Annotated in this window: 23 protein-coding genes and 2 pseudogenes; 8 read left to right on the plus strand and 17 right to left on the minus strand. The window is 57.5% G+C overall.

The features are described 5' to 3' along the window. Positions 1 to 307: 307 nt before the first annotated feature. Genes FQ320_RS21310 through FQ320_RS21335 form a run of 6 tightly spaced genes read right to left on the minus strand, consistent with a single transcriptional unit; the run spans position 308 to position 6,169 of the window. A complete protein-coding gene (locus FQ320_RS21310) occupies positions 308 to 1,132 on the minus strand; it encodes a CoA ester lyase (protein ID WP_148475334.1) in 825 nt (274 codons plus the stop codon). Beyond that, entirely contained in the window at positions 1,129 to 2,379 is a 1,251-nt protein-coding gene (locus FQ320_RS21315; RefSeq protein WP_148475335.1) for a CaiB/BaiF CoA-transferase family protein, read from the minus strand. Before FQ320_RS21315 ends, FQ320_RS21310 begins: the two co-directional genes overlap by 4 nt. Next, the gene (locus FQ320_RS21320) at positions 2,379 to 3,902 is read right to left on the minus strand and encodes a tripartite tricarboxylate transporter permease (RefSeq protein WP_148475336.1); all 1,524 of its coding nucleotides are present in this window, start codon (positions 3,900 to 3,902) and stop codon (positions 2,379 to 2,381) included. Before FQ320_RS21320 ends, FQ320_RS21315 begins: the two co-directional genes overlap by 1 nt. Before the next feature lie 19 nt (positions 3,903 to 3,921). After that, complete coding sequence (locus FQ320_RS21325) at positions 3,922 to 4,356, minus strand: tripartite tricarboxylate transporter TctB family protein (protein ID WP_148475337.1); 435 nt, start codon at positions 4,354 to 4,356, stop codon at positions 3,922 to 3,924. A 16-nt stretch (positions 4,357 to 4,372) separates the two neighbouring features. After that, a complete protein-coding gene (locus FQ320_RS21330) occupies positions 4,373 to 5,347 on the minus strand; it encodes a tripartite tricarboxylate transporter substrate binding protein (RefSeq protein WP_148475338.1) in 975 nt (324 codons plus the stop codon). A 45-nt stretch (positions 5,348 to 5,392) separates the two neighbouring features. Further along, positions 5,393 to 6,169 carry an IclR family transcriptional regulator gene (locus FQ320_RS21335; RefSeq protein ID WP_148475339.1) on the minus strand — a complete coding sequence of 259 codons (777 nt, stop codon included), beginning with the start codon at positions 6,167 to 6,169 and terminating at the stop codon, positions 5,393 to 5,395. A gap of 739 nt (positions 6,170 to 6,908) precedes the next feature. Between FQ320_RS21335 and FQ320_RS21340 the strand changes: the two genes are divergently transcribed. The 3 genes from FQ320_RS21340 (at position 6,909) to FQ320_RS21350 (ending at position 10,020) form a co-directional block, all read left to right on the plus strand. Next, positions 6,909 to 7,439 (plus strand): TRAP transporter small permease subunit, encoded by a 531-nt coding sequence (locus FQ320_RS21340; RefSeq protein ID WP_148475340.1) that lies wholly within the window; start codon positions 6,909 to 6,911, stop codon positions 7,437 to 7,439. Positions 7,440 to 7,488: 49 nt separating this feature from the next. After that, complete coding sequence (locus tag FQ320_RS21345; protein ID WP_148475341.1) at positions 7,489 to 8,547, plus strand: TRAP transporter substrate-binding protein; 1,059 nt, start codon at positions 7,489 to 7,491, stop codon at positions 8,545 to 8,547. Between the two features lie 165 nt (positions 8,548 to 8,712). Beyond that, positions 8,713 to 10,020, plus strand: a complete 1,308-nt coding sequence (locus FQ320_RS21350) for a TRAP transporter large permease subunit (protein WP_187394021.1) — start codon at positions 8,713 to 8,715, stop codon at positions 10,018 to 10,020. Between the two features lie 1,196 nt (positions 10,021 to 11,216). On the opposite strand, the gene FQ320_RS21360 is transcribed toward FQ320_RS21350, so the two are convergent. Both FQ320_RS21360 and FQ320_RS21365 read right to left on the minus strand, forming a co-directional pair. Next, positions 11,217 to 11,636 carry a cupin domain-containing protein gene (locus FQ320_RS21360; RefSeq protein ID WP_148475343.1) on the minus strand — a complete coding sequence of 140 codons (420 nt, stop codon included), beginning with the start codon at positions 11,634 to 11,636 and terminating at the stop codon, positions 11,217 to 11,219. Between the two features lie 40 nt (positions 11,637 to 11,676). Then, a complete protein-coding gene (locus tag FQ320_RS21365) occupies positions 11,677 to 11,913 on the minus strand; it encodes a YdcH family protein (protein ID WP_148475344.1) in 237 nt (78 codons plus the stop codon). A 562-nt stretch (positions 11,914 to 12,475) separates the two neighbouring features. Between FQ320_RS21365 and FQ320_RS21370 the strand changes: the two genes are divergently transcribed. Genes FQ320_RS21370 through FQ320_RS21380 form a run of 3 tightly spaced genes read left to right on the plus strand, consistent with a single transcriptional unit; the run spans position 12,476 to position 15,395 of the window. Then, positions 12,476 to 13,540: an HlyD family efflux transporter periplasmic adaptor subunit gene (locus tag FQ320_RS21370; protein WP_187394022.1), complete on the plus strand. Its 1,065-nt coding sequence runs from the start codon at positions 12,476 to 12,478 to the stop codon at positions 13,538 to 13,540. Beyond that, positions 13,537 to 14,712, plus strand: coding sequence for an FtsX-like permease family protein (locus FQ320_RS21375; protein WP_148475346.1), 1,176 nt, complete (start codon positions 13,537 to 13,539; stop codon positions 14,710 to 14,712). Before FQ320_RS21370 ends, FQ320_RS21375 begins: the two co-directional genes overlap by 4 nt. After that, positions 14,712 to 15,395, plus strand: a complete 684-nt coding sequence (locus tag FQ320_RS21380) for an ATP-binding cassette domain-containing protein (RefSeq protein WP_148475347.1) — start codon at positions 14,712 to 14,714, stop codon at positions 15,393 to 15,395. Before FQ320_RS21375 ends, FQ320_RS21380 begins: the two co-directional genes overlap by 1 nt. Positions 15,396 to 15,699: 304 nt before the next feature. On the opposite strand, the gene FQ320_RS21385 is transcribed toward FQ320_RS21380, so the two are convergent. The 9 genes and pseudogenes from FQ320_RS21385 to FQ320_RS21425 form a co-directional block, all read right to left on the minus strand. After that, positions 15,700 to 15,960, minus strand: a complete 261-nt coding sequence (locus FQ320_RS21385) for a WGR domain-containing protein (protein WP_148475348.1) — start codon at positions 15,958 to 15,960, stop codon at positions 15,700 to 15,702. Positions 15,961 to 15,974: 14 nt separating this feature from the next. Further along, positions 15,975 to 16,514, minus strand: coding sequence for a recombinase family protein (locus FQ320_RS21390; RefSeq protein ID WP_148475376.1), 540 nt, complete (start codon positions 16,512 to 16,514; stop codon positions 15,975 to 15,977). A 260-nt stretch (positions 16,515 to 16,774) separates the two neighbouring features. Then, positions 16,775 to 17,485 (minus strand): arsenical resistance protein ArsH, encoded by a 711-nt coding sequence (gene arsH, locus FQ320_RS21395; protein ID WP_148475349.1) that lies wholly within the window; start codon positions 17,483 to 17,485, stop codon positions 16,775 to 16,777. Then, positions 17,478 to 17,900: an arsenate reductase (glutaredoxin) gene (gene arsC, locus FQ320_RS21400; protein WP_148475350.1), complete on the minus strand. Its 423-nt coding sequence runs from the start codon at positions 17,898 to 17,900 to the stop codon at positions 17,478 to 17,480. Before arsC ends, arsH begins: the two co-directional genes overlap by 8 nt. Continuing rightward, complete coding sequence (gene arsB, locus FQ320_RS21405; protein WP_148475351.1) at positions 17,897 to 18,964, minus strand: ACR3 family arsenite efflux transporter; 1,068 nt, start codon at positions 18,962 to 18,964, stop codon at positions 17,897 to 17,899. The genes arsC and arsB overlap by 4 nt, the downstream gene beginning before the upstream one ends. A gap of 24 nt (positions 18,965 to 18,988) precedes the next feature. Further along, positions 18,989 to 19,498 carry an arsenate reductase ArsC gene (locus FQ320_RS26615; RefSeq protein ID WP_148475352.1) on the minus strand — a complete coding sequence of 170 codons (510 nt, stop codon included), beginning with the start codon at positions 19,496 to 19,498 and terminating at the stop codon, positions 18,989 to 18,991. Between the two features lie 9 nt (positions 19,499 to 19,507). After that, positions 19,508 to 19,840: a helix-turn-helix transcriptional regulator gene (locus FQ320_RS26620; RefSeq protein ID WP_148475353.1), complete on the minus strand. Its 333-nt coding sequence runs from the start codon at positions 19,838 to 19,840 to the stop codon at positions 19,508 to 19,510. Positions 19,841 to 20,082: 242 nt separating this feature from the next. Next, positions 20,083 to 21,507 (minus strand): annotated as a pseudogene (locus FQ320_RS21420) (transposase). A gap of 84 nt (positions 21,508 to 21,591) precedes the next feature. Continuing rightward, positions 21,592 to 21,962 (minus strand): annotated as a pseudogene (locus tag FQ320_RS21425) (IS6 family transposase); the annotation flags it as partial. Positions 21,963 to 22,442: 480 nt separating this feature from the next. Here FQ320_RS21425 and FQ320_RS21430 point away from each other — a divergent pair. Together FQ320_RS21430 and FQ320_RS21435 are read left to right on the plus strand one after the other, a co-directional pair. Next, positions 22,443 to 23,123, plus strand: a complete 681-nt coding sequence (locus FQ320_RS21430) for an SH3 domain-containing protein (protein WP_148475354.1) — start codon at positions 22,443 to 22,445, stop codon at positions 23,121 to 23,123. A gap of 163 nt (positions 23,124 to 23,286) precedes the next feature. Continuing rightward, positions 23,287 to 25,536 carry a PBP1A family penicillin-binding protein gene (locus FQ320_RS21435; protein ID WP_148475355.1) on the plus strand — a complete coding sequence of 750 codons (2,250 nt, stop codon included), beginning with the start codon at positions 23,287 to 23,289 and terminating at the stop codon, positions 25,534 to 25,536. Positions 25,537 to 25,596: the final 60 nt, after the last annotated feature.

The following is a 25,596-nucleotide window of genomic DNA, read 5'->3' on the forward strand; positions in this document are numbered from 1 at the left end:
CAGCGACTGACGGTAGCATTTTTCTTTCATGATCGCGCCGCCCTGACCTTATGAAAGTGCCAATTTGGCGAGTTCTCAACAAAGGTAAAAACGTCCGCAGACTCGGCCCGGCAGAAAAGGATTCCGCAGAACTGCGATTAGAAAATTTCTTCAAATACACGTGGGTCAGATGCGGCCGACACCTTAGCGATAACTTGGCGCCGCATATCGCCTTTCTCATCGCTGCACGCAGCGACTGCCGGGCAGTGGATTCCTGTAGTGCTGCGCCATCGCCGCCGAAACCGCGTGAAGCGGAACGCGCAGGCGATCACTCGTGGCTCGGGACTATTCCTGCGCGGTCCAGCACGCTGCGGGCACGGGACACGATTGGGGCATCAATGAATTCACCGTCGAGCAGGAACGCGCCCTTGCCCTGCGCCTCGGCCTCGGTCGCTGCGGCGATGACTCGCCTTGCATGGGCGATGCTCGCCTCATCCGGAACGAACGCGGCGTTCAGAACGGGTACGACCTTGGGGTGGATGCAGCTTGCTCCATCGAACCCAAAGCGCGCGGCCTCAGCGGCCGCCTCGGTCAGGCCCTCGGTATCGTCGAACTGCGCGACCGAGCGCAGAAGCCCAAGCGACAGTTTGCCATGAGCCTTAGCGGCGTAATGGGTCAACAGCTTGGGTAAGCGCAATGTTTCGGCAGACGGCGTCGCGCCGGTATCTGTGGCAAAATCCTCACCGCCAAGACACAGTGCGATGACCCGCGGGTGCGCCGCAATCTGCTGTGCTGCCAACAACCCGCTGGCGGATTCAATGATCGCAATCACTTTTTTGCTTCCCTTGGGAAGGCGATCCAGATCTCCCGGACTTTCGACCTTGGGCAACATCAGGCCGTCGGCGCCTGCGGTAATGGCTGCCTCGGCATCCATTATACACAACTCAGTCGCGTTCACGCGCACAAAGACGCGCGCCCCGGATCGGCCGACATCGGGCACCGCCTTGGTCAGTGCGGCACGTGCAGTGGCTTTTTCGGCTGCGGGCACGGCATCTTCCAGATCGAGGATCACCGCATCGGCCCCGCGTTCATGCGCCTTGGCGACGAAGCGCTCCACATGGGCCGGAACATAAAGCAGCGAGCGCAGTCTCATTCGGTATTGTCCCCTTTTGCAAGAACCGTACCCACCGCGATCAACTGCTCGGCCCGGTCGTCTGCAATGCCGTAATCACGCAAAATTTCACGCCCCTGTTCACCAAGGTCGGGGGCAGGTCGCCACAGGTTGCCGGGCGTCTCCGACAGGCGGGGCAGAGGTGTATGGGTCGGCACGCTTCCCAGTTCGACGTCGGGCACTTCGGTGAAAATCTCGCGTTCGGTGAAATGTCGGTCTGTCACGATGTCCCCGACCGAATAGAGCGGGGCGGCGGTGATACCTTCCGCGTCACAGAAGCGAACGATTTCGTCGCGGTCACGTTCAGCCATCCAGCCGCCGACGATGGCGTCGACCTCACCGCAGTGCGCCACGCGCGCTTCGTTGGTGGCATAGCGCGGGTCGCTGTTCATCTCATCGTGGCCGATTGCGCGAAACAGTCGGGCCGCCGTGCTTTGAATCGAGGCCGACACCGCAATAAAATGGCCATCAAGGCTTCGATAGACATTGCGCGGACTTGATGTGTTCGAGCCGTTGCCGACCCGTGGTTTTGGCGTACCGGTCAGACGATAGTCCAGCGGTTCCGGCCCCAGCACAGAAACCATCGCCTCAAGCAGCGAAAGATCGACAGTTTGCCCGCGCCCCGTCGCATCCCGCGACCGCAGCGCCATCATCACGGCATTGGCTCCGTAAAGCCCGGAAATCATGTCGGCAAGCGCCAGTGGCGGCAGCAACGGATCGCCCGCCGCCTCACCGTTGCGGTGGGCAAATCCGGACATACCTTCGACAAGCGTTCCGAAACCGGGGCGCTTGCTATATGGGCCGGTCTGGCCAAAACCTGAAACCCGCAAAAGGACCAGCCTGGGGAAATCGCGTGTGATCACATCGGAACCGAGACCCATTTTTTCGAGCGTGCCGGGGCGAAAGCTCTCGATCATCACATCCGCGCCGACCATCAGATCGCGCAGCAGATCCACCGCACCGTCACCGCGGAAATCCAACCCGATAGAGCGTTTGTTGCGCCCGTATGTCTTCCAGAATGTCGAATGACCCTTCTGTTTCCACGCACGCAGGGGGTCGCCGGCGGGCAGTGGTTCCACCTTGACGACATCGGCCCCGAAATCGGCCAGTTGCAACGACGTCATGTTCCCCGCTACCAGCCGCGACAGGTCCAGCACCCGCAGACCAACAAGCGGCCCCGACGGCGCTGCGGCGAAATCTCTCCGGGTCCAGTTCTGCGTGTCAGTCATCAGGCGGACTCCTCATTTGCGGCCAGTGCGGCCCGACGGCGCTGCATGGTCATGCGCAGTACCAGAGTCAGCGCAATCGCCAGCACCATGGCACCAATGATGCTCAGGGAGATCGGGCGCTCCCAGAAAATGGCCATCCGGCCCTGACCCAGCATAACTGACTGGCGGAAGTAGTTTTCGGCGAGCGGTGCAAGGACGACGGCCAGAATGAACGGACCAGTTGGATAATCGTTCTTGCGCATCAGATAGCCCACGATGCCGAAGGCGAGGGCGATCCAGATATTGAAGGTCGAATACGACAGCGAGAAGGCGCCAACCACGCAAAGCGCGATCACCACCGACGCCAGAACCCCCTGAACCCCGCGCAACAGGTTGACGAATAGTGGGATCAGCAGGATGTTTGACAACAGAAGGAACACGTTGGCCAGCACCAGTCCCGCAATCATCGCCCAGACGACATCGCCAGACTTGATCATCAAAAGCGGACCGGGTTGCAGTCCGAACATGATCAGCGCCCCCAGCATCACCGCCGTACCACCCGATCCGGGAATGCCCAGGGTTATCAGTGGGATCAGCGAACCCGGCACCGAGGCATTGTTCGATGCTTCAGGTGCCGCAAGACCCGCAATTTCGCCCTTGCCGTAATTTTCGGGGTTTTTCGAGAGCTTCTTTTCCAACGCATAGGACAGAAAGGTCGCGATAGTGGCCCCGGCACCGGGCAGAATCCCGATGACGGTTCCCATCAATGACCCGCGAATTGTCGGCCCATTGGCCTCGCGTAGTTTGGCGCGCGACGGCACATAGTCCGACATCTTCAGCGATGGTTTTCCGAGGTTCAGCGTGACCCTTTGTTCCAGGTTGTGAAATACCTCTCCCAAACCGTAAAGCCCGATGATGATGGCGACGAAATCGATTCCCTCGATGAATTCGGGCACCGGAGCAAAGCGCACATGCCCGGATATATAGTCGGCGCCGATGGTCGATACGAGCACACCGAAGCAGACCATCAGCAGCGCCTTCAGCATGTCTTCTCCCGCCAGAAGAACGATCGTCGACAAGCCGAGCAACATGAGAAGGAAATATTCCGGCGGCCCGAGATAGATCGCATTGCGTGCCACGACGGGTGCAAAGAAAATCAGGACCACCAGACCGAACATGCCGCCGACGAAAGAGGATATGGCCGAAATGCCAAGCGCAATGCCGCCCTCTCCGCGTTGCATCATCGGATAGCCTTCAAGCGCCGTGATGATCGCGGGCGCGTCGCCCGGTGTGTTGATCAGGATCGAGGTTATGCGCCCGCCATACATCGTGCCCATATAGACGCCGGTAAGCAGGCAGAGACCTGAGGCATGATCCATTCCCGCGGCCAGCGGCAGCATGAGAGCGATGCCCGCTGACGGCCCAAGACCCGGCAGCGCCCCGACGACCGTGCCGATCATGCCCGCCAGAAAAATCAGGGTCACATTGTAGGGGGTCAGGATGGTGTCAAAGCCACCGGCAAGCTGATTGAGTGTATCGAGCATCAGGAATTTCTCCGCGTCGTCAGCTGAGGGGGATCTGCAACCACAGACCGAAGATGATGTAGATCACGACAAGCGTGACGAGGGTCGAGACGCCGCTGACGATCCAGCTTCGTTTCAGCAAATGCCAAGTGACAATGAACATGCACAGGCCAAGCGGCAGCAGCAGCGATCCGAGGGTCTCCGCCAGCACCGCCGCTGCGATCAAGGCCGTTGCGATCACAACCGGCCAGACGTCCCTGGCCGGTTGTGTTTCAGGCGGGTTAGACCCCGCCCGAAGCAGGTTGCGGATTATTATCAATCCGGCAATCGCGATGACTGCCACTGACATGATCGACGGGAGGAAGCCCGGCCCGAATGTCAAACCCGACGTGAAGGGCATATCAAGACTACCAACGAATGTGACCGCCGCAAAAATGGCCAGTCCGCCAATAAAGATCAGTTCCGACAGTTTCATGCGTATCTTTCCAGGATTATTTCAGCAGACCGAGTTTGGTCAGCGCGTCCTTATAGATGCCCTGAGTCTGGCCCAGGTATTCCGCGAAGTCATCGCCTGGAAGAAAACCGGGGACGACACCGTTGGGGTCGAGGTAAACCTCTTTCCATTTGGCGTTCTCACTCAGTTCTTTCATCTTGCCGATGAGCCAGTCGCGAGTTTCATCGTCGATGTCGCCGGGCGCGGTGATGCCACGAAACAGGCTCATCGTGATATCGAGATCCTGCTCCTTAAAAGTCGGAACCTCCGGCATCAATTCGATACGTTCATCGGTCGAGACCGCCAGCGCCTTGAAATTTCCCGCCTCGATAAAGTCTCGTGCCGAGCCGGGGTTGCCGATGGTGAAATCGACCTGACCCGATAGCAGCGCCGAAACCACATCGCCGTCGCCCTGGAACGGGATGAAGTTCACTTCCACTCCGGCCTGTTCACCAAACTCAATCGCGACGATATGCTCGATAGAGCCGGTTGCCGTTCCGCCCACGTTCAGCATTTTTCCAGCCGCTTTCAGATCGTCAATCGACTGATACGGACCTTTCGAGCTGACCAGAAGGAGTTCAGGGTCGATGCCTAGACGGGCGATCGGGGTGAAATCCGTGTAGTCGATCCCGACATTCGAGGTCAGGGGCGTGGTGACATGCGACGACGTGACCGACATCAGGTAATGTCCGTCGCCGGCATGGCCATTCAGATAACCCATGGCGACTGCAGAACTTCCGCCTTCCTTGTTCACAACGCTCAGCGGTTCTTCGATGATGCCTTCTTCCTGAAGGATTTTGGCCATCGTGCGCAGCAAGGTGTCATGACCGCCGCCGGGGCCATAGCCGGCGACAAGCTCAATGCCGCGTCCGCCGGGAAAGTCTTGTGCCAGTGCAGGTACTGCCGCCAGTGCGGCGACCCCTCCGGCAATCAGGCCGAGGGCATTACGGCGGGTTTGGTTCAGATTTAGCATTATGGTTCCTCCCATGTGCTAGGTTTCGTTATGGTTATCGTGATCTTAGGTCGCCCGTCGGGCAACGTCCTCCACCGGGTTTCCGCCCCAGCCAAGTGACCTGGAAATTAACTCTGCGGTTTCACGCAGGACAGGTTCGATACGATCAACGGCATCGGCCAGACGCTGAGCCGGTCCCGCGATGTTCAATGCGGCGATGACACGTCCATCGCGGTCGAAAATCGGCGAGGCCATGCCGCCGGCGCCCTCCACGACGCCTATTCGCGTCAACTGAAACCCCCTGCGCTCTGCAGTCGAGACTGTTTCGCTCAGCGCGTCGTCGGTGCCTTCGTATCGCCCGGCCGCGCGTTCGACGGCGCAGTATGTGCGCAGTTCGTCACGCGTCAGTCTGCCCAACAGGATGATGCCTGAGGAGACCTGATGGGGCCGCCGCGCAACTGTCACATCACGATCATAACGGATCTCGCGCTGGGGCAAGATCTTCCGGATGTAGCGCACCCCATAGTCCTTGCCCAAGACAGCGATGAACCCGCTTTCGCCGGTCTGCTCGACAGCATTGCGCAGGGCATCCTCGGCGTGCCGCAACAGAGTTCCCCAACCTCGCCCCTCGATCGTCGGCTCTCCGGGCAGGCGCAGAAGCTGATAGCGGCCGTTCTCCAGCCGGCTAACGTATCCTGCGTCGACCAGGATGCGCAGTAGATCAAGGGTGCTGCTCTTGGGAAGCTCCAGAGCGTGAACGACCTCGGCGAACGCGACCGGCTGAGATTGCTCAGCCATCCATTCGACGACCTGAAGGATACGTTCAGCACCACGTCCGCTCACCGCACTCTCCTTTAGTTCAGTATTGTGAACTTTGTTCTACATTATGAACTATGGGTTATCGGGCGAAATGCGACCTGTCAAGTTGCCTGCGTGCCATGGACATTGATGAGGGATTGGGTAGCGCAGTGCCGCGCCTGAATTGTTCCTGAAGATTGTGCTGTTGCATCGTTAGAAATGTTCCCGGAGCAGATTGGTTCGGGAGGCAGGCATGGGGCGGATCAGTATGGGTACGAGAGATGAGCTTTTGGAGGCCGCGGCAGCGCGATACGGATGCGCGACCCGAACCGAGAAGGGCCGGATCTTGACGGATTTCGCAGAAATAGCCGGGTATCAGGCTCAAGCATGCTGAACTCTCCGGCGTGAGTCACACCGCGGAGACGCTCGAAATCCATGGGTCAGGAACGGTGCATAGCATGCTTCGTATTCATACCGCACTTCGTCCGACCAATCATACGTCCATGCCCTCCCTTTTTAACGGTGGGCTGGAGGCCAACATACTTCGCTCTTGGAGCTCCAAGCAGGGCTGTGTTCGTTATATTTTCGGCAGTGGATAGATCCGGAAAGCTTGGAAAATAGTCGAGTCCGAAGACCACCAGATCATCATGTAATTCCTCAGAAAACCGGCGAACGAGATCTGCGCCAGCTTGACGGGCGCTACCTAGATTGTAGACTGCGCGAATAATTTGAAAAATACCTGACGGGTCTACACTGAGACGAAGCGAAGACGGGGGAGCACCGAATGTTGCATTGGTACAGTCGCGGCGTTGACGCGATGTCCGAGTTTATGGGCTGGCTTGGTTGGCTGCTCATTCTCTATTGCATGTGTTTCGGGGTTACCGATGTTTTCCTGCGCTATGTTCTGAACGCGCCCTCGATGTGGATTGGCACGTCAATTCAGGCCGCTATGGTCTTGATCGCCTGTGTCGGCGGGGCTTACGCGCTGAACCACGGTTCGTTTGTAAAACTCGATTTGTTTTATGCAGGTGCGAGCTCGCGTAATAAGGCCATTCTGGACATTCTGACCGTCCCTTTCACCTTTGTGTTTTTGGGCGCTTTGATCTGGAAGGGTATCGACGCTGCACTGCTTTCGATCAAGCTCAATCAGGTGACGCCCACGGGTGTGCCGATTCCGATCTATCCGATCAAGACCGCGATCCCGATCGCGGCCGTGGCTGTATTGCTCGTCGTGTTCAAGCAACTGGCCATAGACATCCGGACCCTTGCCACCGGGCAGGCCCCGGAGGATAACTACGACGACGATTTGCGGTGATATAGCAGCAAACGAAAATGAAAGATAACACCTTGGGAGGGGTACTATCATGAGTAAATTCTCGAGTATTTTCAGGACGACAGTCGTATCTGCGGGCGCCTTTGCGCTCGGCAGTTCGATTGCGCTGGCGCAGGCAGACGGTCCGCCCAGTGAGATAACAAATTGGATTTTTCAACCCGCGTTCGATTCCACAGATGCAGGTTGGGACAACGGGTTGATGCCTTGGGTCAAGGCTGTCGAAGAGGCCACCGAAGGCACGGTCAAAATCCGCGTCGAACCTGCTGGCGCGCTGACCAGCGGCTCGGAAGCATTCAGTGCTGCTGTTGCCGGGCAGACGGATGGCTATGCCGGTTGGGCCACCGTCTATGGCGGCGAAATGCCCGAAGGCATGTTGGCTTTTGGCATGGCAATGGGTGCGACCAGCCCCGAAGAAGCATGGGAAGCCATGTGGGGAAGCCCAGATTACAAGATTGGCGATATCGTTCAGGAGGCGGCCCATGCGCGCAACCTGCATTGGGCCGGTTGGTCGGATCAGGGCCCCAACGCCATGTTTACCAAGTTTCCGATCAACAAGCTGGAAGACCTTGCCGGCAAGAAAATGCGCGCAGGCGGACCGCAGGCAATTTTCCACGCTGCAATGGGCGGCTCGCCGGTTTCGATGAACGCCGGTGACATCTATACCGGGATCAAGTTGGGAACGATCGAGGGCACCTATTGGGACACCGGTGGCATCGATGACATGTCCTATGAAGAGGTGATCCAATATGCGAGCCTGCCCGGTTGGAATCCGGCACAGCATCAGGAAATCTTCATCAACCTCGACAAGTGGAATGCCCTGACCGACTGGCAGCGCGCACAGATCGATGGCATTTTTGAATCGACCTACTTTGAGACCAGCAAAATGCATCTCGACGGTGTCGATCATGCCTTGCAGGTGCTGAAGGATTCCGGTGGTGAAGTCATCACGATGACGGACGAAGAAACTGCCCGTATGCGTGAGAAATCCATCAGCGACGTCTGGCCGAAAGTTGCGGAACTGTCTGCCGGAAACGCGAAAGGCGTCGAGATCTGGACACAGTTCCTGAAGGACAAGGGCTATATCGACTAAAGTGCGATAAACGCACCCAAGCCTATCAGTCTGCCTCCGTCACGGGGGCAGACGAACATCAACAAAATCGTTCGGTCATCCCGAGATTGAAGGGGATTCGCATAGATTTTGACACCTGCCTGAGGCAGAATGTCCCGATTCCTCTTTAAATTTGCAGGATACTCCATGAGCTTGGAAATCATCACCGCACTGTACTTTCTCATCCTGTTTATCGTTCTGTTCATGGGATTGCCTGTCGCATTCGGACTGGGCGGAACGGCAGTCATCTTTGCGATGATCTTTGAGCCTCGGGCACTCTTCGCGGTACCAAGCGCCTTCTACTATACGCCGTGGAACTCGATCCTTGTGACGGTGCCGCTGTTTCTGTTCATGGGCAGTCTGATCAGGTATTCCGGCATCGCCGAAATGGCCTATGACGCGGTTTACAAGTTGATCGGGCACGTTTCTGGCGGGCTTGCGATGGGGACTGTCGTGGTCTGCACGATTTTTGCCGCCGTGACCGGCATCACACCCCCGGCTACGATTACCATGGGGCAGATCGCTTATCCGTCGATGATGAAATATAACTATGATCGCAAAATTGCAATTGGCGCGATTGCCGCTGGTGGTGCCCTAGGCGCTTTGATCCCGCCGAGCGTGCCGTTTATTTTCTATGGTCTGCTGGCAAAGGTCTCGATCGGTGATCTGTTCCTTGCGGGAATCGGGCCGGGCCTGATGCTGGCCGCTTTCTATATTATCTACATCGGTATCCGCTGCCGTTTCCAGCCGGAACTCGGCCCCGCATTGCCTCAGGATGAGCATTTCAGCCGTAAAGAGAAGGCGCAGGCAGTCGTTAATATCTGGCCGTTCGCGCTTCTGGTTGTCATTGTTCTGGGCGTCATCTGGGGAGGTATTGCCACCCCCGCCGAGGCTGCCGCATTCGGTGCGACCGGTGCTGTGTTCATCAACCTCGTCTACGGCCGCCTGTCCTGGAATGTCTTCCGCTCATCCATATCCACAACGCTCAAGCTGTCGGGGATGGGCCTGTGGATTCTGATCGGAGCGAACATCTATCTTAATGTTTTTAACACACTTGGCAGTCAGGATCTTCTGACCGAGTTGGTTTTGTCGATGCCCGGCGGTCCGAACGGCATTTTGTTCATGATGATGCTGATTATCCTGGTCCTTGGTATGGTCATGGATGATTGGGCGATCATCATGCTGTGTACGCCTCTGTTCATCCCGATTGTGGATCACTTGGGCATCGACAAACTGTGGTTTGGTGCCTTGTTCATCGTTAACATCCAGATTGCATATCTGACGCCCCCCTTTGGCTTTGTGCTGTTCTGGCTAAAGGGCGTTCTCCCGCGAAATGTCAGCTTTGGAGATGTTTATGTCTCCGTCGGACCCTTCGTGGCGCTACAGCTTCTGGGACTGACGCTCATCTTCCTCTTCCCTGCCATCGCAACCGGACTTCCAAATTTCTTCAAATAACGCGTGTCTCGGCTTTGTGGACGGCATGGATGCCCCATCTCGGCGGGTTCTTCGGCGGGGTCGAAAAACTTCCACTTTGCCTGCGTCCTGCAGAGCGTTGACCGGACCGGGATCCCGGTCTGCCCGGTAGAGATTGTTGCATCCGCGATAGGCATCGGCTTCACCCAATGCGGCTTCTGCTGGGGGTCAAGTCCGTGCGGTCAGGACGACGGACCGGGCTTGTGACGGCGATCCCGGTGATCTGTGCAGCGGCAGTCCGCGTGTGCTGCTCATGAGACCATAGTGAACCCGCGTCCGCGTCCTCTGATGGCCCGGTGCCCTGGCGATGGCTTCCGGGTAAAATTGGCCGGAGACTTTCATATCCGCGGCGAGGGCATGACGAAATATGTATGCTGTCAAATTGTAACGTAGATGAGGAAATGCTCTTTTGCCGAGCCGCTTCATCAGCTTCCCGCGGCTGACAGATACGCGGCGATGGCGTTCGGCAGTTGGCAGATGCACACCACTTTTCGGGCGCATTGGGGTAGGCAGAAGCAGAGACATATGTGTTTGATTGTAACCGCCCGATTGGTACCGCCTGAGAAGATTAGTGAGCCGCTACGCCTCAGGCGTTGCCGCGTTCAGTCGAACGTTCCGAGCCAACTGTCCTTTGCCCGCGAGCTCCTCGATCTGATCCGGCGCAGTTTTGGCGCCGAAGTGTGGTTGCATGTCTGTCGCCAGTATTGCCAAGTTGTTTGTTGCGGCTTTTCAGCCTCTGGGCCGACTACACCGCCGAAATGGCCGCATAATCCAGCCTTTGCCAACCCTTCACAGACTGTGGCAATCAACATGGCAATTCCCAACCGCGCTCTTGGATCGCGTCACGTACCACTGCGCCATCATCGAGACCGGCAACAGGTCATACCGCTTGGCGCAGAGCAAAAGCCGCAGAGAAAAATAACTGCACCGCAAGCATAGCCCCTAGACGGACTCGCTATATGAGGGCGGCCCGCCCGGGGGCTTTGCCCTCTGAACGACAGGTCAAAATCAGATGCTGAAACCGGGTCACTTTTGAACGCTCATTGACAGCTCAATGGCCAACCTCTTCACTGGTGCAGCTCCACGATATGAAACACGATATGAAAAAACCCCCTAACATCGAGGCCTATGCCGCCTTGGTGCTTGGAGATAAATATGACCTCCGATGCTATTATCACTCAATCTTCGTTAGGATCGCTTTCCGCGTCGGCCTGCGTTTCATGCACCGTGCCCTTGAGGTGGTCCTGTGGGCCATAAATCGCATATATTTTCATGGGTTCTGTACCGATATTTGTGATGTTATGCCAAGTCCCGGCAGGCACGAGAACAGCCCAGTCCGCTTCTACTTCACGATCGAAGTTTAACTGATCTTTGGACGGACCCATCTGGACGCGGCCCTTGCCTTGTTCAAGTCGCAAAAATTGGTCACTTCGATTATGCGCCTCCAACCCAATGTCACCCCCGACCGGGATCGTCATCAGTGTCAGTTGAATGTGCTTTCCAGTCCAACGAGTCGTGCGAAAATTTGGATTTTCGAGTGTGTCGTTCTCAATGTCCATAACGTGGGGGTTTGGACCATAATCCTTGGTATCAGTCATTCTACAATCCTTTTAGGCTGTCGTCTCAAATTCATAGAGTCTACGCACCCATCATGCGCCAAATTTCGTCCTTCAGTATCATGCGCTGCTTGCGCATGTTCTGCATGTGCCGATCGTCCGTCGGCTCCACATCGGTCTCCGCGCGATGCACGGCGCGGTTCACTTCATGATACTCGTCTGCGAGCTTGGCAAAGTGATTGTCAGAAGTCTTCAGTTCATGGAACCGGTCGGCGTGCTCGGGGAATTCCTCGGGCAGTTCGTGGGGCGTGTGGGGCATCTTTGACTCTCCTATCTTTGGTTTAGGGGGATTATGCCGCCAACCGAGTGCCGTTGCTTTGATAAGGATCAAATCACATCACTTTCGCGCGGACGCCCGCTTCAGTGGGGACCAGAGCTTACCCCGCTAAGGATCGTTCCGCGCGCAGTTGTAATGCTCGCAGTGGCGTATAACGCCGCGTTCACAGCATCCGTGGACTAACAGTGTTCGCCACCTGATCCAAAAAGCTTCTTACAGCTTTCGATGTGAGAACGGACCCAAGCCAATTTGGGCGTCACCCACATTTTTAGACGTTGATCCAGCGCAAGGTGCGCATAATAAGAATCGTGCTAAATTCGGAATGCCGTGCCGGGACTTCTAAGACCGACGCATATTACGGAGCAAAAACAGGATTGAACCCTAAATAATGGCAGATGAACAAAGCACGCCCATCGGTCTCCCGTTGGAAGACGCAGGTTTGACGAAGGCTGACCCGGCAAACGCCCCGAAAACCCATGGCAGATCACGCCTTCTTCTGATCCCGCTGTTCTTGGTTACCCTGTTTTCAGGAGCCGTTATCGGCATGTATTTTCAACCACCGGGATTAAGGGTGTTCTTCAATACGACAGGATTGGAGCCGGGTGCAGGCACAGACACCCCCATCGCCGTGGCGATACAGCAGGTCGCAACTCAAGAGCAGGTTGCTGTGATCAGCGAAGGCGACGTGGTGGCATTGGGGCGCATCATACCGCGAGGAGATGTCATTAGCGTTGCAACTCCGTCTGGGGCGGGCGATGCGAGAATTGCGGAACTGCTGGTCTCTATCGGTGATGAGGTCGAGGCAGGTGATACTCTGGCTGTTCTCGATAACCTTGCCCAACTCCAAAGCGCGGTGGCTTCGGCAGAGGCGGCGTTGCGCGTCCGCGAGGCCAGCCTGACCCAGACTCGCGCGTCAAACACGGCCAGCCGTGCCGAGGCGCAGGCCTCGCTTGACCGTGCCCAAGCTACGTCAGATGTGGCACAATCGGAACTGGACCGGGTCACCACTTTGTTGGAGCGCGGAGTGACCACACGTGCGGCATTCGATCAAACGGTCGCGGCGGCCACACAATCTGCGCGCGATGTTGAACGCGCGCAAGCCACGCTGTCGCGCTACGAAACGGGGTCGGAAGTCGTCCAGGCGGATATCGCTGTCGCCGAGGCCAATCTGGACGCTGCACGCTCCGCACTTTCCAGCGCAAAACAGGATCTCGACCGTGCCTATGTGCGTGCGCCAGAACGTGGCAAGGTTCTGGATATCAACGTGCGCCCGGGCGAGCGGCCGGGCACTGCGGGGATCATCAATCTTGGTGACACATCGCAGATGACGGTCGAGGCCGAAGTCTATCAAACCATGATAGGGCGCGTTACGATCGGAGATCCCGTGGTCGTCAACGCGGATGCGCTGGCGCAGGACTTGACCGGCACCGTCACCGCGATCGGACTTGAGATCGGTCGCCAATCCATCACTTCCGACGATCCGGCCGCCAACACGGATGCGCGCGTGGTGGATGTGATTGTGACCCTTGATAGCGCCTCTTCTCCCGTGGCGGCGGCGTTTACCAATCTTGAGGCCGTTGTGCGGATCGACGCTGGCCGCACCCCATGAGCCATCTGCTCACCCTCTTGTTTGGCCGCCTGCCCATCGGCTGGCTGCAACTGACCCACAGCCGTGGCCGGTTCTTTGCAGCCGTAGCGGGGGTGGCTTTTGCCAATCTGTTGGTGTTCATGCAGCTTGGTATTATGGGTGCGCTCAACAGTTCCACTATGGCGCCCTATGCGATCCTGAACGCCGACATCATCCTGTCCTCCCAAGACGGCAACACGCTCACGGATGGTGGGCATATCCCGCGCGCGCGCATGTTTCAGGCCCTCGGGGTGGCGGGTGTTACGGATGCCACTCCGCTGTTCATCGGCAATTTGCCTTTCACGCTTGAAGATGGGTCGTCGGTCTCCTTGCTCAGCTTTGGCATAGATGTGGCCAAGCCGTCGTTCACCAGCCCCAACATTGCAGCATCGCTCGACAAGCTGACCCTTGAAAGCACGGTCTTGCTTGACGAGGGCACGCGTGGCATGCCCGCCACCGTCATTTCCGAACTGATGAACGGAGGGCGCTTCAGCTTCGAGACGGGCGGCAATACCCTGACTGCGATCGGCACCATGGATGCCGGCGGCGGCTTTCTGGCTGACGGGATGATGATCATGTCCGATCAAACCTTTCTGCGCGTGTTCCCAAGCCGCACCAGTGGCGCACCCAATCACATCCTGATCCGCACAGCGGACGGCGTCTCAAAGGACGCCGTAGTCGCCCGACTGACCGGCGCATTGCCGAGCGGCAATTTGCGCATACAGACCATGACAGGGTCTGCCTCCAATGATCTGGTCTATATGGCGACCGAACGCCCAACGGGGATCATCTTCGGCTTTGGCGTCTTCATGGGCATTCTTGTGGGATTGGTCATAGTCTACCAGGTTCTGTCCACCGATGTCGCCGACCACCTGCGCGAATACGCCACGTTCAAGGCTATGGGATATGGCCAGCCCTTCTTTCTGGGCATTGTGTTCGAGGAGGCGATCATACTCGCCGTTTTCGGCTTCATCCCGGGGTTCTTCGTCTCACTGTTGCTATATGCGGGGCTGGTCTCATTCACCGGGTTGCCCGTTGCAATGGACGCGAGTCGCGCAATCCTTGTATTCCTAGGCACCCTTGCAGCCTGCAGTCTGTCGGGTGCCATTGCCACGCGCAGGCTGGCCAATGCCGATCCGGCGGATTTGTTTTGATGGGCGATGCACCCATCATAACGCGCGGTTTGAATCACTTTTTTGGCACGGGCGACGCCCGCAAACAGGCGATCTTTGACATCAACCTTGAAATCGAGCGGGGCAGTCTGACCATCCTGATGGGCCCGTCCGGGTCCGGCAAAACGACCCTTCTGACGCTAATTGGCTGCCTACGCGAAGTGAACGACGGCGAAGTGCGTGTCCTCGGGCATGAGCTTAACAACGCGAAAGAAGCGATGCTTGTCGGTCTGCGCCGTCGTCTCGGCTTTATCTTTCAAGCGCATAATCTGCATGAAAGTTTGACTGCAACGCAAAACGTGCTGATGGGGCTTGAGGTGCATGGGAGCGGCAACGCTTTGAAACAGCGCGCCGCAGCGCACCACGTTCTTGACCTCCTCGGACTTGCGGATCGGCGCGACTACCTTCCCGGCAGTCTGTCCGGCGGGCAGAAACAGCGGGTCGCTGTGGCGCGTGCGCTGGTGTCGAACCCGGAAATTATTCTGGCCGATGAACCAACTGCCGCGCTGGACAAGGAGTCAGGGCATACGGTTGTCCAGATATTGAAAGCCTTGGGCAAGGCACGCGGCACGACAACAGTGATGGTTACCCATGATCCACGTATTCTTAAAATGGCGGATAGGATCATCACCCTGGAAGATGGGCGGATCGTGTCAGATACATAATTGCTTCGATATTTTTGATGTGGGGCGCGGAAGGGCAACGGCCGGACCTGTGGGTTCCTGCAGGGGCAGGCCTGTGCATCGGAGAACGCCGGTGGAATACTGCACCGCGTGAGCGGCGGGTATTGCCAAATTGTTCCTATTGCCTGTTCACCCTTCACAGTCTGGTGCAATCTACTTGGCAATACCACCAGAAGGCACGTCATGCGCCGATCTGTGATTGCTACATTTTGTAGCTATCGGAGCGAAATATGGCTCATATAGATATATCCGTCACTGAAATGTTGGCGACAAGACTATCTCCGCACTATTCCTGATACCCGCGTTTGCGTTTTGCTTTGGCTCGATCTGCAAGTGCGGCGAGGGCGCGCGCCTCGTCTTCGTGATGTGCAATCTTTACTTGGCCGGCTTGACCGATGCGACCGAACTCGGTGATCAGCGCACCTCTGCCGAACAGGTCGCGCTGCACGGTCATCAGATAGAACCGCCGCATGTTTTGCTCTGGCTCGACCCGCCGCAGGATCAGGCTGTCAGGAAAGATTTCAAGCTGGCGGGGATCGGTTGTCATCTCGGTCTTCGGTCTCACGCCCGCCGAATGGTGTTTGGGCTGACCTGAAACAGGCGTGCGAGTTCGGCGATCCCGCGCCCTTCGGTATCGCGCATCCGCACAACTTCGGCGCGCCGTTCAGGGGAAAGGGCAGGGGGCCTGCCACCGATACGACCCCGCTTGCGCGCCGCCGCCAATCCTTCTTTCGTCCGCTCAGAAATCCGCTCGCGCTCAAACTGCGCGATGGACGCGAAGACATGGAAAACCAGACGCCCAGCAGGCGTCGTGGTGTCGATGTCCTCGGCGAGAGAACGGAACCCGGCCCCCTTGGCCCTGATGGTATCCACAATCCCCAGAAGATCCTGCAACGACCGGCTCAAGCGATCATACTTGGTGACGACCACCACATCGTTATTGCGCAACTGATCGATCATCCGAGTGAGTTCGGGCCGGACCTTCTTTGTGCCAGAGATTTTCTCTGCAAAGATGCGCTTGGCCCCAGCACCCTCCAAGGCAGAGGTCTGAGCATCGAGGTGCTGATCTTCCGTCGAGACCCGCGCGTAACCGATAATCACTGGGGCACTCATTCCAAAAACCTTCAACAACCGCTTTGGTTTTGAACGTGGTTTGTGGCGGCGTCAAGTCTATGATCTTCACCGCTATCTGACGTCATTCTAACAGCGTTGGATGGCGCATCTGGCGCATGCGGTCTGGCCAAAACAGTGGAGCAGGCCTTCGTGCATGACGCGGCTAACGGCAGTACAGAGCCCAAATGGACTGTTGCTGCACTGCGGTTAAAGCTAGCTTTTGTTTTCGTCGCGTCGGGGAAAGTCGGTTAGATCGCCTTCTGATTGACGCGCACCGACAACGCGACGGCGCTTTCCTTCCGCTCGCTGTAGCGATCCAACAGATAATCCTTGTTGTCTCTGGTCATGATCGTGAACTTCATCAGTTCTTCCATGACATCAACTACCCGGTCGTAGAATGGCGACGGCTTCATCCGACCCGCTTCGTCGAATTCCAGAAACGCCTTTGGGGTGGAGGACTGGTTTGGGATCGTCAGCAGGCGCATCCAGCGCCCGAGGATGCGGAGCTGGTTCACGGCATTGAAGCTTTGCGAGCCGCCGCTGACCTGCATGACGGCCAGCGTCTTTCCCTGCGTCGGTCGCACTCCGCCGAGGGAGAGCGGAATCCAATCCATCTGGGTTTTCATGATGCCGGTCATGGCACCATGCCGTTCTGGCGAACACCAGACCATCCCTTCGGACCAAGTGACCAGATCGCGCAGCTCCTGCACCTTTGGATGAGTGGCCTCTGCATCGTCCGGCAGCGGCAGGCCCGAGGGGCAATAGGCTCGCGTTTCGGCCCCCAATCGCGTCAGGATGCGGGCCGCTTCCTCGGTCATCAACCGACTGAATGAGCGGTCCCGGAGCGAGCCATAGAGCAGCAGAATGCGCGGGGCGTGTGTGGCCCGTGCAGGTGTCAGCAGGCGATCCATATCGATTGGCTGGAAATGGGCGTCTTCAAGGTTCGGGGTATCAGCCAACGCGGTTTCCTTCCGCGTCAATCAGGAGCGTGCCGTCTTCCTTCGTCATCGGCCCGGGTGGCAGGCGGTCGAGAAGATCCAGCACGGCCTCGCTCGGCCGGCAGAGCCGGACGCCTTTGGGTGAGCAGACGATGGGACGGTTGACCAGGACCGGATGGTTCAGCATCGCCGCGAGCAGCGCTTCATCGCTAACGGCAGATTCGAGCAGCCCCAGCTCCTCGGCTGGAGATTCTGTTGTCCGCAGTGCGGTGCGCGGCGTCAGGCCGGCAGCGGCAAACAGCGCCAGAAGCTGCGGACGGGTCCAGCCGATGTCGAGATAGGGGATGACCAGCGGCGTCTCGCCCGAGGCCTCGATGATTGCCAGGACGTTGCGGGACGTGCCGCAGTCGGGATTGTGATGGATGACGACGGTCATGCTGAACCTTCTTCAGAGGGAAACCAGTGCTGTGTTCTGTTCGCGAATGCGACGAGTGAAAGCATGACCGGCACTTCAACCAACACGCCGACAACTGTGGCCAGCGCCGCACCCGACCCCAGCCCGAACAGGCTGATCGCGACCGCTACGGCCAGCTCGAAAAAGTTGGAGGTGCCAATCAGGGCGCAGGGCGCGGCGACATTGAACGGGATGCCCCAAGCCCGCGCTGCCCCGTATGCCAGAAGGAAGATGCCGTAGGATTGGATCAACAACGGCACCGCAATCAGGGCGATCACCAGTGGGCGCTCGAGGATCACCTCCCCCTGAAAGGCGAAGAGCAGCACGACGGTCACCAACAAGCCGATGATCGAGAACGGCTGAACGCGAGACTTGAAGGCATCGACAGCCGCTTCGCCACCCTTGGCGATCAGGCGCTGTCGCGTCAGGAATCCGACCAACAGCGGCAACATGACATAGAGGCCAACCGACAATAGCAGGGTGTCCCAGGGCACGACGATGTTCGTAGCACCCAGCAGGAAGGCCACGATGGGCGCAAAGGCAAAGACCATGACGACATCGTTCACGCTGACCTGCACCAGCGTGTATGTGGCGTCGCCGCGCGTCAGGTTCGAACAGACAAACACCATCGCGGTGCAGGGCGCAGCCCCCAGCAAGATCACGCCCGCCAGATAGGCTTGCGCGTCGTCCGGCGGGATCAGGCCCGCAAAGACGTAGTTGAAAAACAGCACACCGAGTGCTGCCATCGTGAAGGGCTTGATCAGCCAGTTTACCACCAGCGTGACAACCAACCCCTTCGGCTTGTCGCCCACCTGGCGCAGCGCACCGAAATCCACACCGACCATCATCGGATAGACCATGGCCCAGATCAGCACCGCCACGGGCAGGTTGACCGAGGCGATCTCGAGAGAGGCGAGTGCTGCAAACGCGCCGGGAAAAAGATTGCCAAGCAACAGCCCTGCGCCAATCGCCAGCGCCACCCAGACGGACAGCCAGCGTTCAAAAGGTCCCAGTCCCGCCGCAGCGGGAAGCGATGTATCGGTCATGTCAGACTTTCAGCAGATGGGGGGTCAGTCGGCTTTGGCGGGAGACTTGCCAATGTCGTCGAGGTTGCGTTGCAGTGCCATCCGATCAAGCGAGCCAAGCGGCAGGCTGAAAAAGATGGAGATGCGGCTGCGCAGCATGCGATAGGTTTCCGAAAAGGCGAGCCGCTTGACGGCTTCCGGACCTTCGGCTTTGACAGGATCAGGCACGCCCCAATGTGCGGTTATTGGCTGACCCGGCCAGAATGGACATTCTTCGGCCGCGGCATTGTCACAGACGGTGAACACGAAATCCATCTGCGGCGCATCGGGGCTGGCAAATTCATCCCAACTCTTGGATCGCGCAAAGCTCGTGTCGTGGTGGAGGCCCCGAAGCAGATCGAGCGTGTAGGGATGCGGTGCAGATCCTGGCTTCGATCCGGCGGAATAAGCTTTGAATTTGCCCTTCCCCTCTTGGTTCATGATGGCTTCTGCGATGATCGACCGTGCAGAGTTTCCAGTGCAAAGAAACAGGACGTTGTAGATGTCCTTGGTCATGTCTGTCTCCTAACAGGCGCAAGCGAGTTCGTTGATGACCGGCTGGCACAACTCCGGGCGACCGCCGCAGCAATCCTCCATCAGAAAAGCCAGCAGGCCGCGCATCCCGTCCATGTCCGCAAAATAACGGATGCAGCGCCCTTCGCGCTCACTCCGGATCAAGCCTGAGCGTGCGAGGATAGCCAGGTTGGTCGACATCGTGTTCTGACGCACCTCGAGGGTGTCGCCAATCTCGCCTGCCGACATGCCGCCCTCTCCAGCCTTGATAAGAAGACGGAACACGTCGAGCCGGGTAGCCTGACTGAGAGCGGCGAAAGCGTCGATGGCGTCATTTTTATCCATACATCAAGAATTATAGATATAAATGATGCACGTCAAGGCTCTTCTTAAAACGGTCCCTCGTGTAATGGACGCTTCGTCCGCTCATCGGACCTCGGTGTAAACTGTGGCGAAGGTCGGCTGTCATTAGACCTGCCGTTGGTGCTTCGTGCAGCGAGGGTCCGTAAAGAGCCGATTCTGCGGAAAAACTCCGTGCTGCCGCCGCAGAAACTGGCCCTTTGATTGGAGGGTAAGCGCCTTTCCTGTCAGGCGTTTCGCATTTGCTGCGGTGCAGGAAAGATCTTCGCCAATTTGCGAAGGATTTGGGCGGTGGCGGCGAGCAGGAATTCGTCATTTGCTCCGTTCGGGCCGCGTAATCGGAGTCTTCCCAGCCCCAGTATGCGCTTGAGGTGGGCAAAGAGCATCTCGACCTTCTTTCGTAGTCGCATCGATACGGCATATTGGTCGGTTTTGGCGATGTCACGGGCAACCTGGCGGGCGTCTTCGTGTTCTTCACGGGTGATTTTGCGCGCGTCGGCATTTGGGCAGCATTTCGGTTTGGAAGGACAGGCCTGGCAGGTCAGCTTCAGCGCCTGATACTTTGCGACACCCTTGCCGGTTGGGCCACGGTCCGGGTCCGAATAGTTTCGGCGGAATTGCTTGAGCGCTTCGCCTTCAGGACAGATGTATTGGTTATTCTCCGCGTCCCATTCAAAGTCCGCGCGAGACCATGTGCCGTCTGTGCGACCTGCTTTATCTATCACCGGGATATGGGGCGCGATCTTGCGATCGACGAGCCAGCCGAGCATCGGGCCGGAGCCGTAAGCAGTATCCGCGATGATGCGCTCGGGATTCAGATCGAACGTGTCTTTTACACGGACAAGCATCGTGCGCACGGACCCGACCTCGGCCTGCCGGATGGACCGGGTCACTTCAACATCGACGATCACAGCGTGGTCGGTGTCGATCAGGTAATTGGTCGAATACGCAAAGAACGCAGGGCCTTTGCGTGCCGCCGTCTATTACCGGCATGCGATTGCGTAGCAATCTGCCGAGAGGCACTGGCTTGCAGGATCTGAGTGGGAGGTGAACTTTGGTTCCACCTCAGACGCGGCGCCAAAAGCGGCGGCATCCAGAACCTCCAGATATTCCCGAACCGCGCGTGGCGCGTCCTCCGGATTAATGCTTGTCGGATGCCAATCTTCCTTTGCGGTCGAGTTCTGCTTGTTGGCATCAGCTTCGATCAAACTGGCATCCGCCGCAAAGCGCTGCCCGCTCACCAGACCCTCCGCAATGCACCGCGCCACAGTGGTCTCGAACAGATGGCGCAGCAGGTCGCTGTCGCGGAAACGGCCATGGCGGTTCTTGGAGAATGTGGAATGGTCCGGCACCCGATCCGTCAGATCAAGACGGCAGAACCAGCGATAGGCGAGGTTCAGATGCACCTCTTCGCAGAGCCGCCGCTCGGACCGAATCCCCAGGCAATAGCCAACCAGCAACATGCGGAGCAGCAGCTCGGGATCAATGGAAGGGCGACCGGTGTTACTGTAAAACGGGGCCAGATGCTGGCGAATGCCGGACAGGTCGACGAAACGATCGATGGAGCGCAGCAAATGGTCTTGGGGCACATGATCCTCAATCGAGAACTCATAAAACAACGCGCCTTGCGCCTCTTGCTTCGGTCCCAACATCGCAAATCCTCCCTCTTCACAAGAGGAATTGAATCAGCGACAGGGCCCCAAATCAACAAGAGTTTTTCAACAGAATAAGCCCAAAATGTATGATGCTGCGAAGCGCCTGGCGTTGCGGCGTGTTTGCACGCGAATGTCGAGTACGTCGCCATTCGCGTCGATGGCGCGCCACAACCAATGTTTCCTGCCCCGGATCTGATCACGCCTTCGTCGATATGCCACTTGTTGTTTGGTCGTGGACGATCCCGCCGGATCCAGTTTGCGAAATGTTGTCCAAAGCGATTAACCCACAGACGGACCGCTTCCCGGCTGACAATTACGCCCCGCGCGGCCAGAAGGTCTTCAACATCTGCCGTGCTCAGCGCGAAGCCGTGATACGTCCAAACCGCGTATGCAATGATCTCGCTGGGATAAAGAAAGCCTTTCAGGCGCGGCATGTGGGTTGGAATGTTCATCAGCCATCCATACCCAGATCAGAGGCGTCCAACAACTTGGCAATACCTGCTTGGCGGATTGCGAGCTTTCGGTACCTACATGGCGCCTCATCTAAAGAGCCTGAGATCATCAGGCGCGTCGTGCAAATTTGCAAACCAAACCTTGTAATCTGTCGGTCGCAACAGCGGGTGCGCCCGCGTTGCGGACAATCGAACAACCAGAATGTTGCTCAATGAATGAATGGTAGTTCTCGGGAAGTTGCGGTGCTGTGTAATCTGGAACTAATCGAATAGCTTCCTCAATCACAGATCTGCCGAATAGCCATTGAGTAGCGGAGAGCCGTCTTGACGCACCAACGAACGCTCCATTCAGGCCAATTGAGGATGGAAAATTTGAGTCTGGAACCAATGTCCCCCTGCGCTGTTTCTTCTCCAGACAGGCAGCGAGTTTAATGCGGCATCCATACCGGGGCCGATCGCTGCGAGAAAAAGGACTGGAACATGCGTATTACAAAGCTTGGATTGGCTTCCGTTATAGCGCTCACCGCTGCAGCACCTACCTTCGCACAGAGCGCCGAAGCAATCGCCGCCACGGATCTTAATATCCGCAGCGGTCCTGGCCCGCAATTCGAAGTCGTCGGCGTGATCCCCGGCGGCGAGACCACCGCAGTTGAAGGCTGCCTTGATGCCAGCCCTTGGTGCAAAATCGACTTTAACGGCGCAACCGGTTGGGCCTCGTCCAGCTATCTCGCGGTAGCGGTTGAGGAGCAGGCCGTAGCGCTAAGCGCCAATCCTGCCAATATCGAGATCAACTCGGTGACCTATGAGAACACGGCAGCGACCGAGGCCGATAAGGGTGCTGGTGCCGCAGCCGGTGCTACAATAGGCGCACTGGCCGCCTATGCCGTGGGTGGCCCGATCGGCGGAATAATCGCAGGTGGCCTCTTGGGCGGCGCAGTCGGTTCGTCGGCAGTGGAGCCGACCACCGAAACCGTTACCTATGTAACATCAAACCCAGTCGAAACCGTTTATCTTGACGGCGAAGTTGTAGTCGGTGCAACGGTGCCTCAAACTGTGACCACCTATGAAGTGCCCCAAGACGGGCTGCGTTATCTCAACGTCAATGGCCAGACCGTGTTGGTCAATACCGAGAACAACGCGATTATCCACGTAGTTCGCTAATCGCCAAAACAGTTCAATAACTACAGGATCGAATTAGTCGACAGGCCCGGGTTCGCACCCGGGCCTTTTCGGCAATAAGTGCTTCAGGTGCCGGAAGCCGGATAAACGGGGCCTAAATTGCATTATAATTTTTCTGCCAAGAAATTAAGGAAAGACAGCCAGCGTGCCAGATGACCCAATTGAACCGCAGCGCGGTCCAGTCACTCACCCCGTGGCAATGAACGATCACAAAGCGGAACCAGGACTGGGTGACGCAACGCGCCTCTTTTTCGGTGCGCTTTGGCGCGAAATATCCCAACTGATGAAAGGCATGATGACGCTTTTGCGTCTGGCTGGCGCAAAAGCGTCGACAGTAGGCGGTGCTATAGTTGGTCAATTCGATAACGGGCGTCGCGCGCTGGTCATTCGCTATGCTCGGCACAAAAGCAATCCTGGCGTTGACCTTCCCGAAACGCCGATTGCACCGACTGTTCCTGATCCGGCGTCACCAAAAAAGGCCAATACCCCAAGGTTTGGCCTGTCCTTTCGAAAAATTGCGATCGGGGTAGGTGGACTGGCCTCTTTGGCCCTGATGGCGATGATAATCACTGTTCTGACATCATTGCCGGACTTGGACGACCTCAAATCGGGCGCTGAGAACCGGCTGATATTCGAGGATTCGCAGGGCAACCCGTTAATCGCTCAAGGCAGTGTTCCGTTGGATTATGCGGAGTACGAACGAATACCCGACGATCTGCAGGATGCCGTGCTTGCGATTGAAGACAGGCGCTTCTTTGACCATGGAGGATTAGACCTGAAGGCAATCGCGCGTGCTGGCTGGGCCAATATGCGTGCTGGTGGTGTCGTCGAGGGTGGCAGCACAATTACCCAGCAATTGGTCAAGATCACCTATCTCAATCCAGATCGTACCTTTCGGCGCAAACTGCGCGAAGCGATTTTGACACGACAGCTCGAACGACGTTTGACCAAAGAGGAGATCCTGACACGCTATCTGAATGCAGTTTATCTGGGTTCCGGCGCTACCGGAATGCCTGCAGCTGCTCAAGTTTACTTTGGTGTCAACATCTCGGAGCTGAGCCTTGCTCAATCTGCAGCATTGGCTGCGATGATTCAGGCCCCCAGCAAAGTCAATCCATTCTCAAACCTTCAGCAACTGCGCACACGCGCCGGTTTGGTCATCGACTTGATGCAGACCCAAGACCGAATTGGTAAGGCATCGGCCAATGCTGCGCGCGCAGAATTGGCAACCATGAGACCACAACGTTCCAGCGCAAGCTATGGCAGTTGGTTTACCGATTGGGTTGTGCGCGAAGCAGACGATCTTGCCACCGAATTCGATGGCGTGGTTGCCTTGCGCACCTCCCTGAACCCGGAAATCCAAAAAGCCGCAGAATCTGCAGTGCGCGAGATCCTCGAACAGGCCCAAAATCCGGCTGAGGCGGCGCTCATCGCGATGACACCATCGGGTCAGGTCGTGGCGATGGTTGGAGGCCGGGACTATACTCAGAGTCAGTTTAATCGTGCGACCGATGCTCTGCGTTCGCCGGGTTCAACCTTCAAGACATTTGTTTATCTCACGGCGTTGTCACAGGGGCTTTCACCGAATGATCGGGTCGTGGATGCCCCCATGGATATCGACGGCTATCGCCCGAACAATTTTGGAGATCGCTACCGGGGCAAGGTCACATTGGCCGAGGCATTTGCCCTTTCGCTGAACACCGCGACGGTTCGGCTGGCAATGGCAGTGGGACTGGACAATGTGATCGAGACCGCTCGCACGCTTGGAATTGATGCCGAGTTGAGCGAAACTCCCGCTCTCGCACTTGGCGCATCTGGTGTCACGTTGTTGGACATGGTCGAAGCCTATGCAGGTATTGCCGCCGGAACCATCCCGGTCACTGGACGCGGAATAACAGGAATTAGCTCCGGGGACGATAAAGCGTCCTTCAACTTTCGATGGCCCGAGGCGCCCGTCACGGACGAGTCCAAACGTCTGATGGCAGCGCGGAGCGACATGATCGAGATGCTTGCGCTTGTGGTAAGTGACGGTACCGGTCAGGCAGCGGCCTTGCCGGGAGGTGCGGTAGGCAAAACGGGCACGAGCCAGGACTTCCGGGATGCTCTTTTCATCGGTTGGAACAATGATCTGATAACGGGTGTGTGGGTTGGCAATGACGACAACTCACCGATGGACGGAGTGACCGGTGGCCAATTGCCTGCGCAGATCTGGAAGCGGTTCATGGCGGCGGCAACCACACCTAACGCTTCTGGATCAGCAACAAATGTCATGGAATCCGCGCCCGTCCCCCCCAGTTGCAACGTGTCAGCCTGCCAACGCGCCTATCGGTCGTTTCGGGCTTCGGATTGCACGTTTCAGCCCTATCGGGGTGGTCGGAAACTTTGTACCCGTTAAGCTTGCGGCGTTACACTGAGGCAGGCGTTACTGGTAAAAATCGCATCTTTTAAGGCGAAG

This window comes from Oceaniovalibus sp. ACAM 378 (assembly GCF_008085915.1).
In the GTDB taxonomy this organism is placed as follows: domain Bacteria; phylum Pseudomonadota; class Alphaproteobacteria; order Rhodobacterales; family Rhodobacteraceae; genus Oceaniglobus.

What these genes read in the sequence shown, in the direction of transcription:
- FQ320_RS21345 (WP_148475341.1), top strand. Translation starts at nt 7,489, where the DNA reads ATGAGTAAATTCTCGAGTATTTTCAGGACGACAGTCGTATCTGCGGGC.
- FQ320_RS21350 (WP_187394021.1), top strand. Translation starts at nt 8,713, where the DNA reads ATGAGCTTGGAAATCATCACCGCACTGTACTTTCTCATCCTGTTTATC.
- arsC (WP_148475350.1), bottom strand. Translation starts at nt 17,900, where the DNA reads ATGACCGTCGTCATCCATCACAATCCCGACTGCGGCACGTCCCGCAAC.
- FQ320_RS21315 (WP_148475335.1), bottom strand. Translation starts at nt 2,379, where the DNA reads ATGACTGACACGCAGAACTGGACCCGGAGAGATTTCGCCGCAGCGCCG.
- FQ320_RS21310 (WP_148475334.1), bottom strand. Translation starts at nt 1,132, where the DNA reads ATGAGACTGCGCTCGCTGCTTTATGTTCCGGCCCATGTGGAGCGCTTC.
- FQ320_RS21320 (WP_148475336.1), bottom strand. Translation starts at nt 3,902, where the DNA reads ATGCTCGATACACTCAATCAGCTTGCCGGTGGCTTTGACACCATCCTG.
- FQ320_RS21385 (WP_148475348.1), bottom strand. Translation starts at nt 15,960, where the DNA reads ATGACAACCGATCCCCGCCAGCTTGAAATCTTTCCTGACAGCCTGATC.
- FQ320_RS21340 (WP_148475340.1), top strand. Translation starts at nt 6,909, where the DNA reads ATGTTGCATTGGTACAGTCGCGGCGTTGACGCGATGTCCGAGTTTATG.
- FQ320_RS26620 (WP_148475353.1), bottom strand. Translation starts at nt 19,840, where the DNA reads ATGGATAAAAATGACGCCATCGACGCTTTCGCCGCTCTCAGTCAGGCT.
- FQ320_RS21430 (WP_148475354.1), top strand. Translation starts at nt 22,443, where the DNA reads ATGCGTATTACAAAGCTTGGATTGGCTTCCGTTATAGCGCTCACCGCT.
- FQ320_RS21380 (WP_148475347.1), top strand. Translation starts at nt 14,712, where the DNA reads ATGGGCGATGCACCCATCATAACGCGCGGTTTGAATCACTTTTTTGGC.
- FQ320_RS21375 (WP_148475346.1), top strand. Translation starts at nt 13,537, where the DNA reads ATGAGCCATCTGCTCACCCTCTTGTTTGGCCGCCTGCCCATCGGCTGG.
- FQ320_RS21365 (WP_148475344.1), bottom strand. Translation starts at nt 11,913, where the DNA reads ATGCCCCACACGCCCCACGAACTGCCCGAGGAATTCCCCGAGCACGCC.
- FQ320_RS21360 (WP_148475343.1), bottom strand. Translation starts at nt 11,636, where the DNA reads ATGACTGATACCAAGGATTATGGTCCAAACCCCCACGTTATGGACATT.
- FQ320_RS21325 (WP_148475337.1), bottom strand. Translation starts at nt 4,356, where the DNA reads ATGAAACTGTCGGAACTGATCTTTATTGGCGGACTGGCCATTTTTGCG.
- arsB (WP_148475351.1), bottom strand. Translation starts at nt 18,964, where the DNA reads ATGACCGATACATCGCTTCCCGCTGCGGCGGGACTGGGACCTTTTGAA.
- FQ320_RS21330 (WP_148475338.1), bottom strand. Translation starts at nt 5,347, where the DNA reads ATGCTAAATCTGAACCAAACCCGCCGTAATGCCCTCGGCCTGATTGCC.
- FQ320_RS26615 (WP_148475352.1), bottom strand. Translation starts at nt 19,498, where the DNA reads ATGACCAAGGACATCTACAACGTCCTGTTTCTTTGCACTGGAAACTCT.
- FQ320_RS21370 (WP_187394022.1), top strand. Translation starts at nt 12,476, where the DNA reads ATGTATTTTCAACCACCGGGATTAAGGGTGTTCTTCAATACGACAGGA.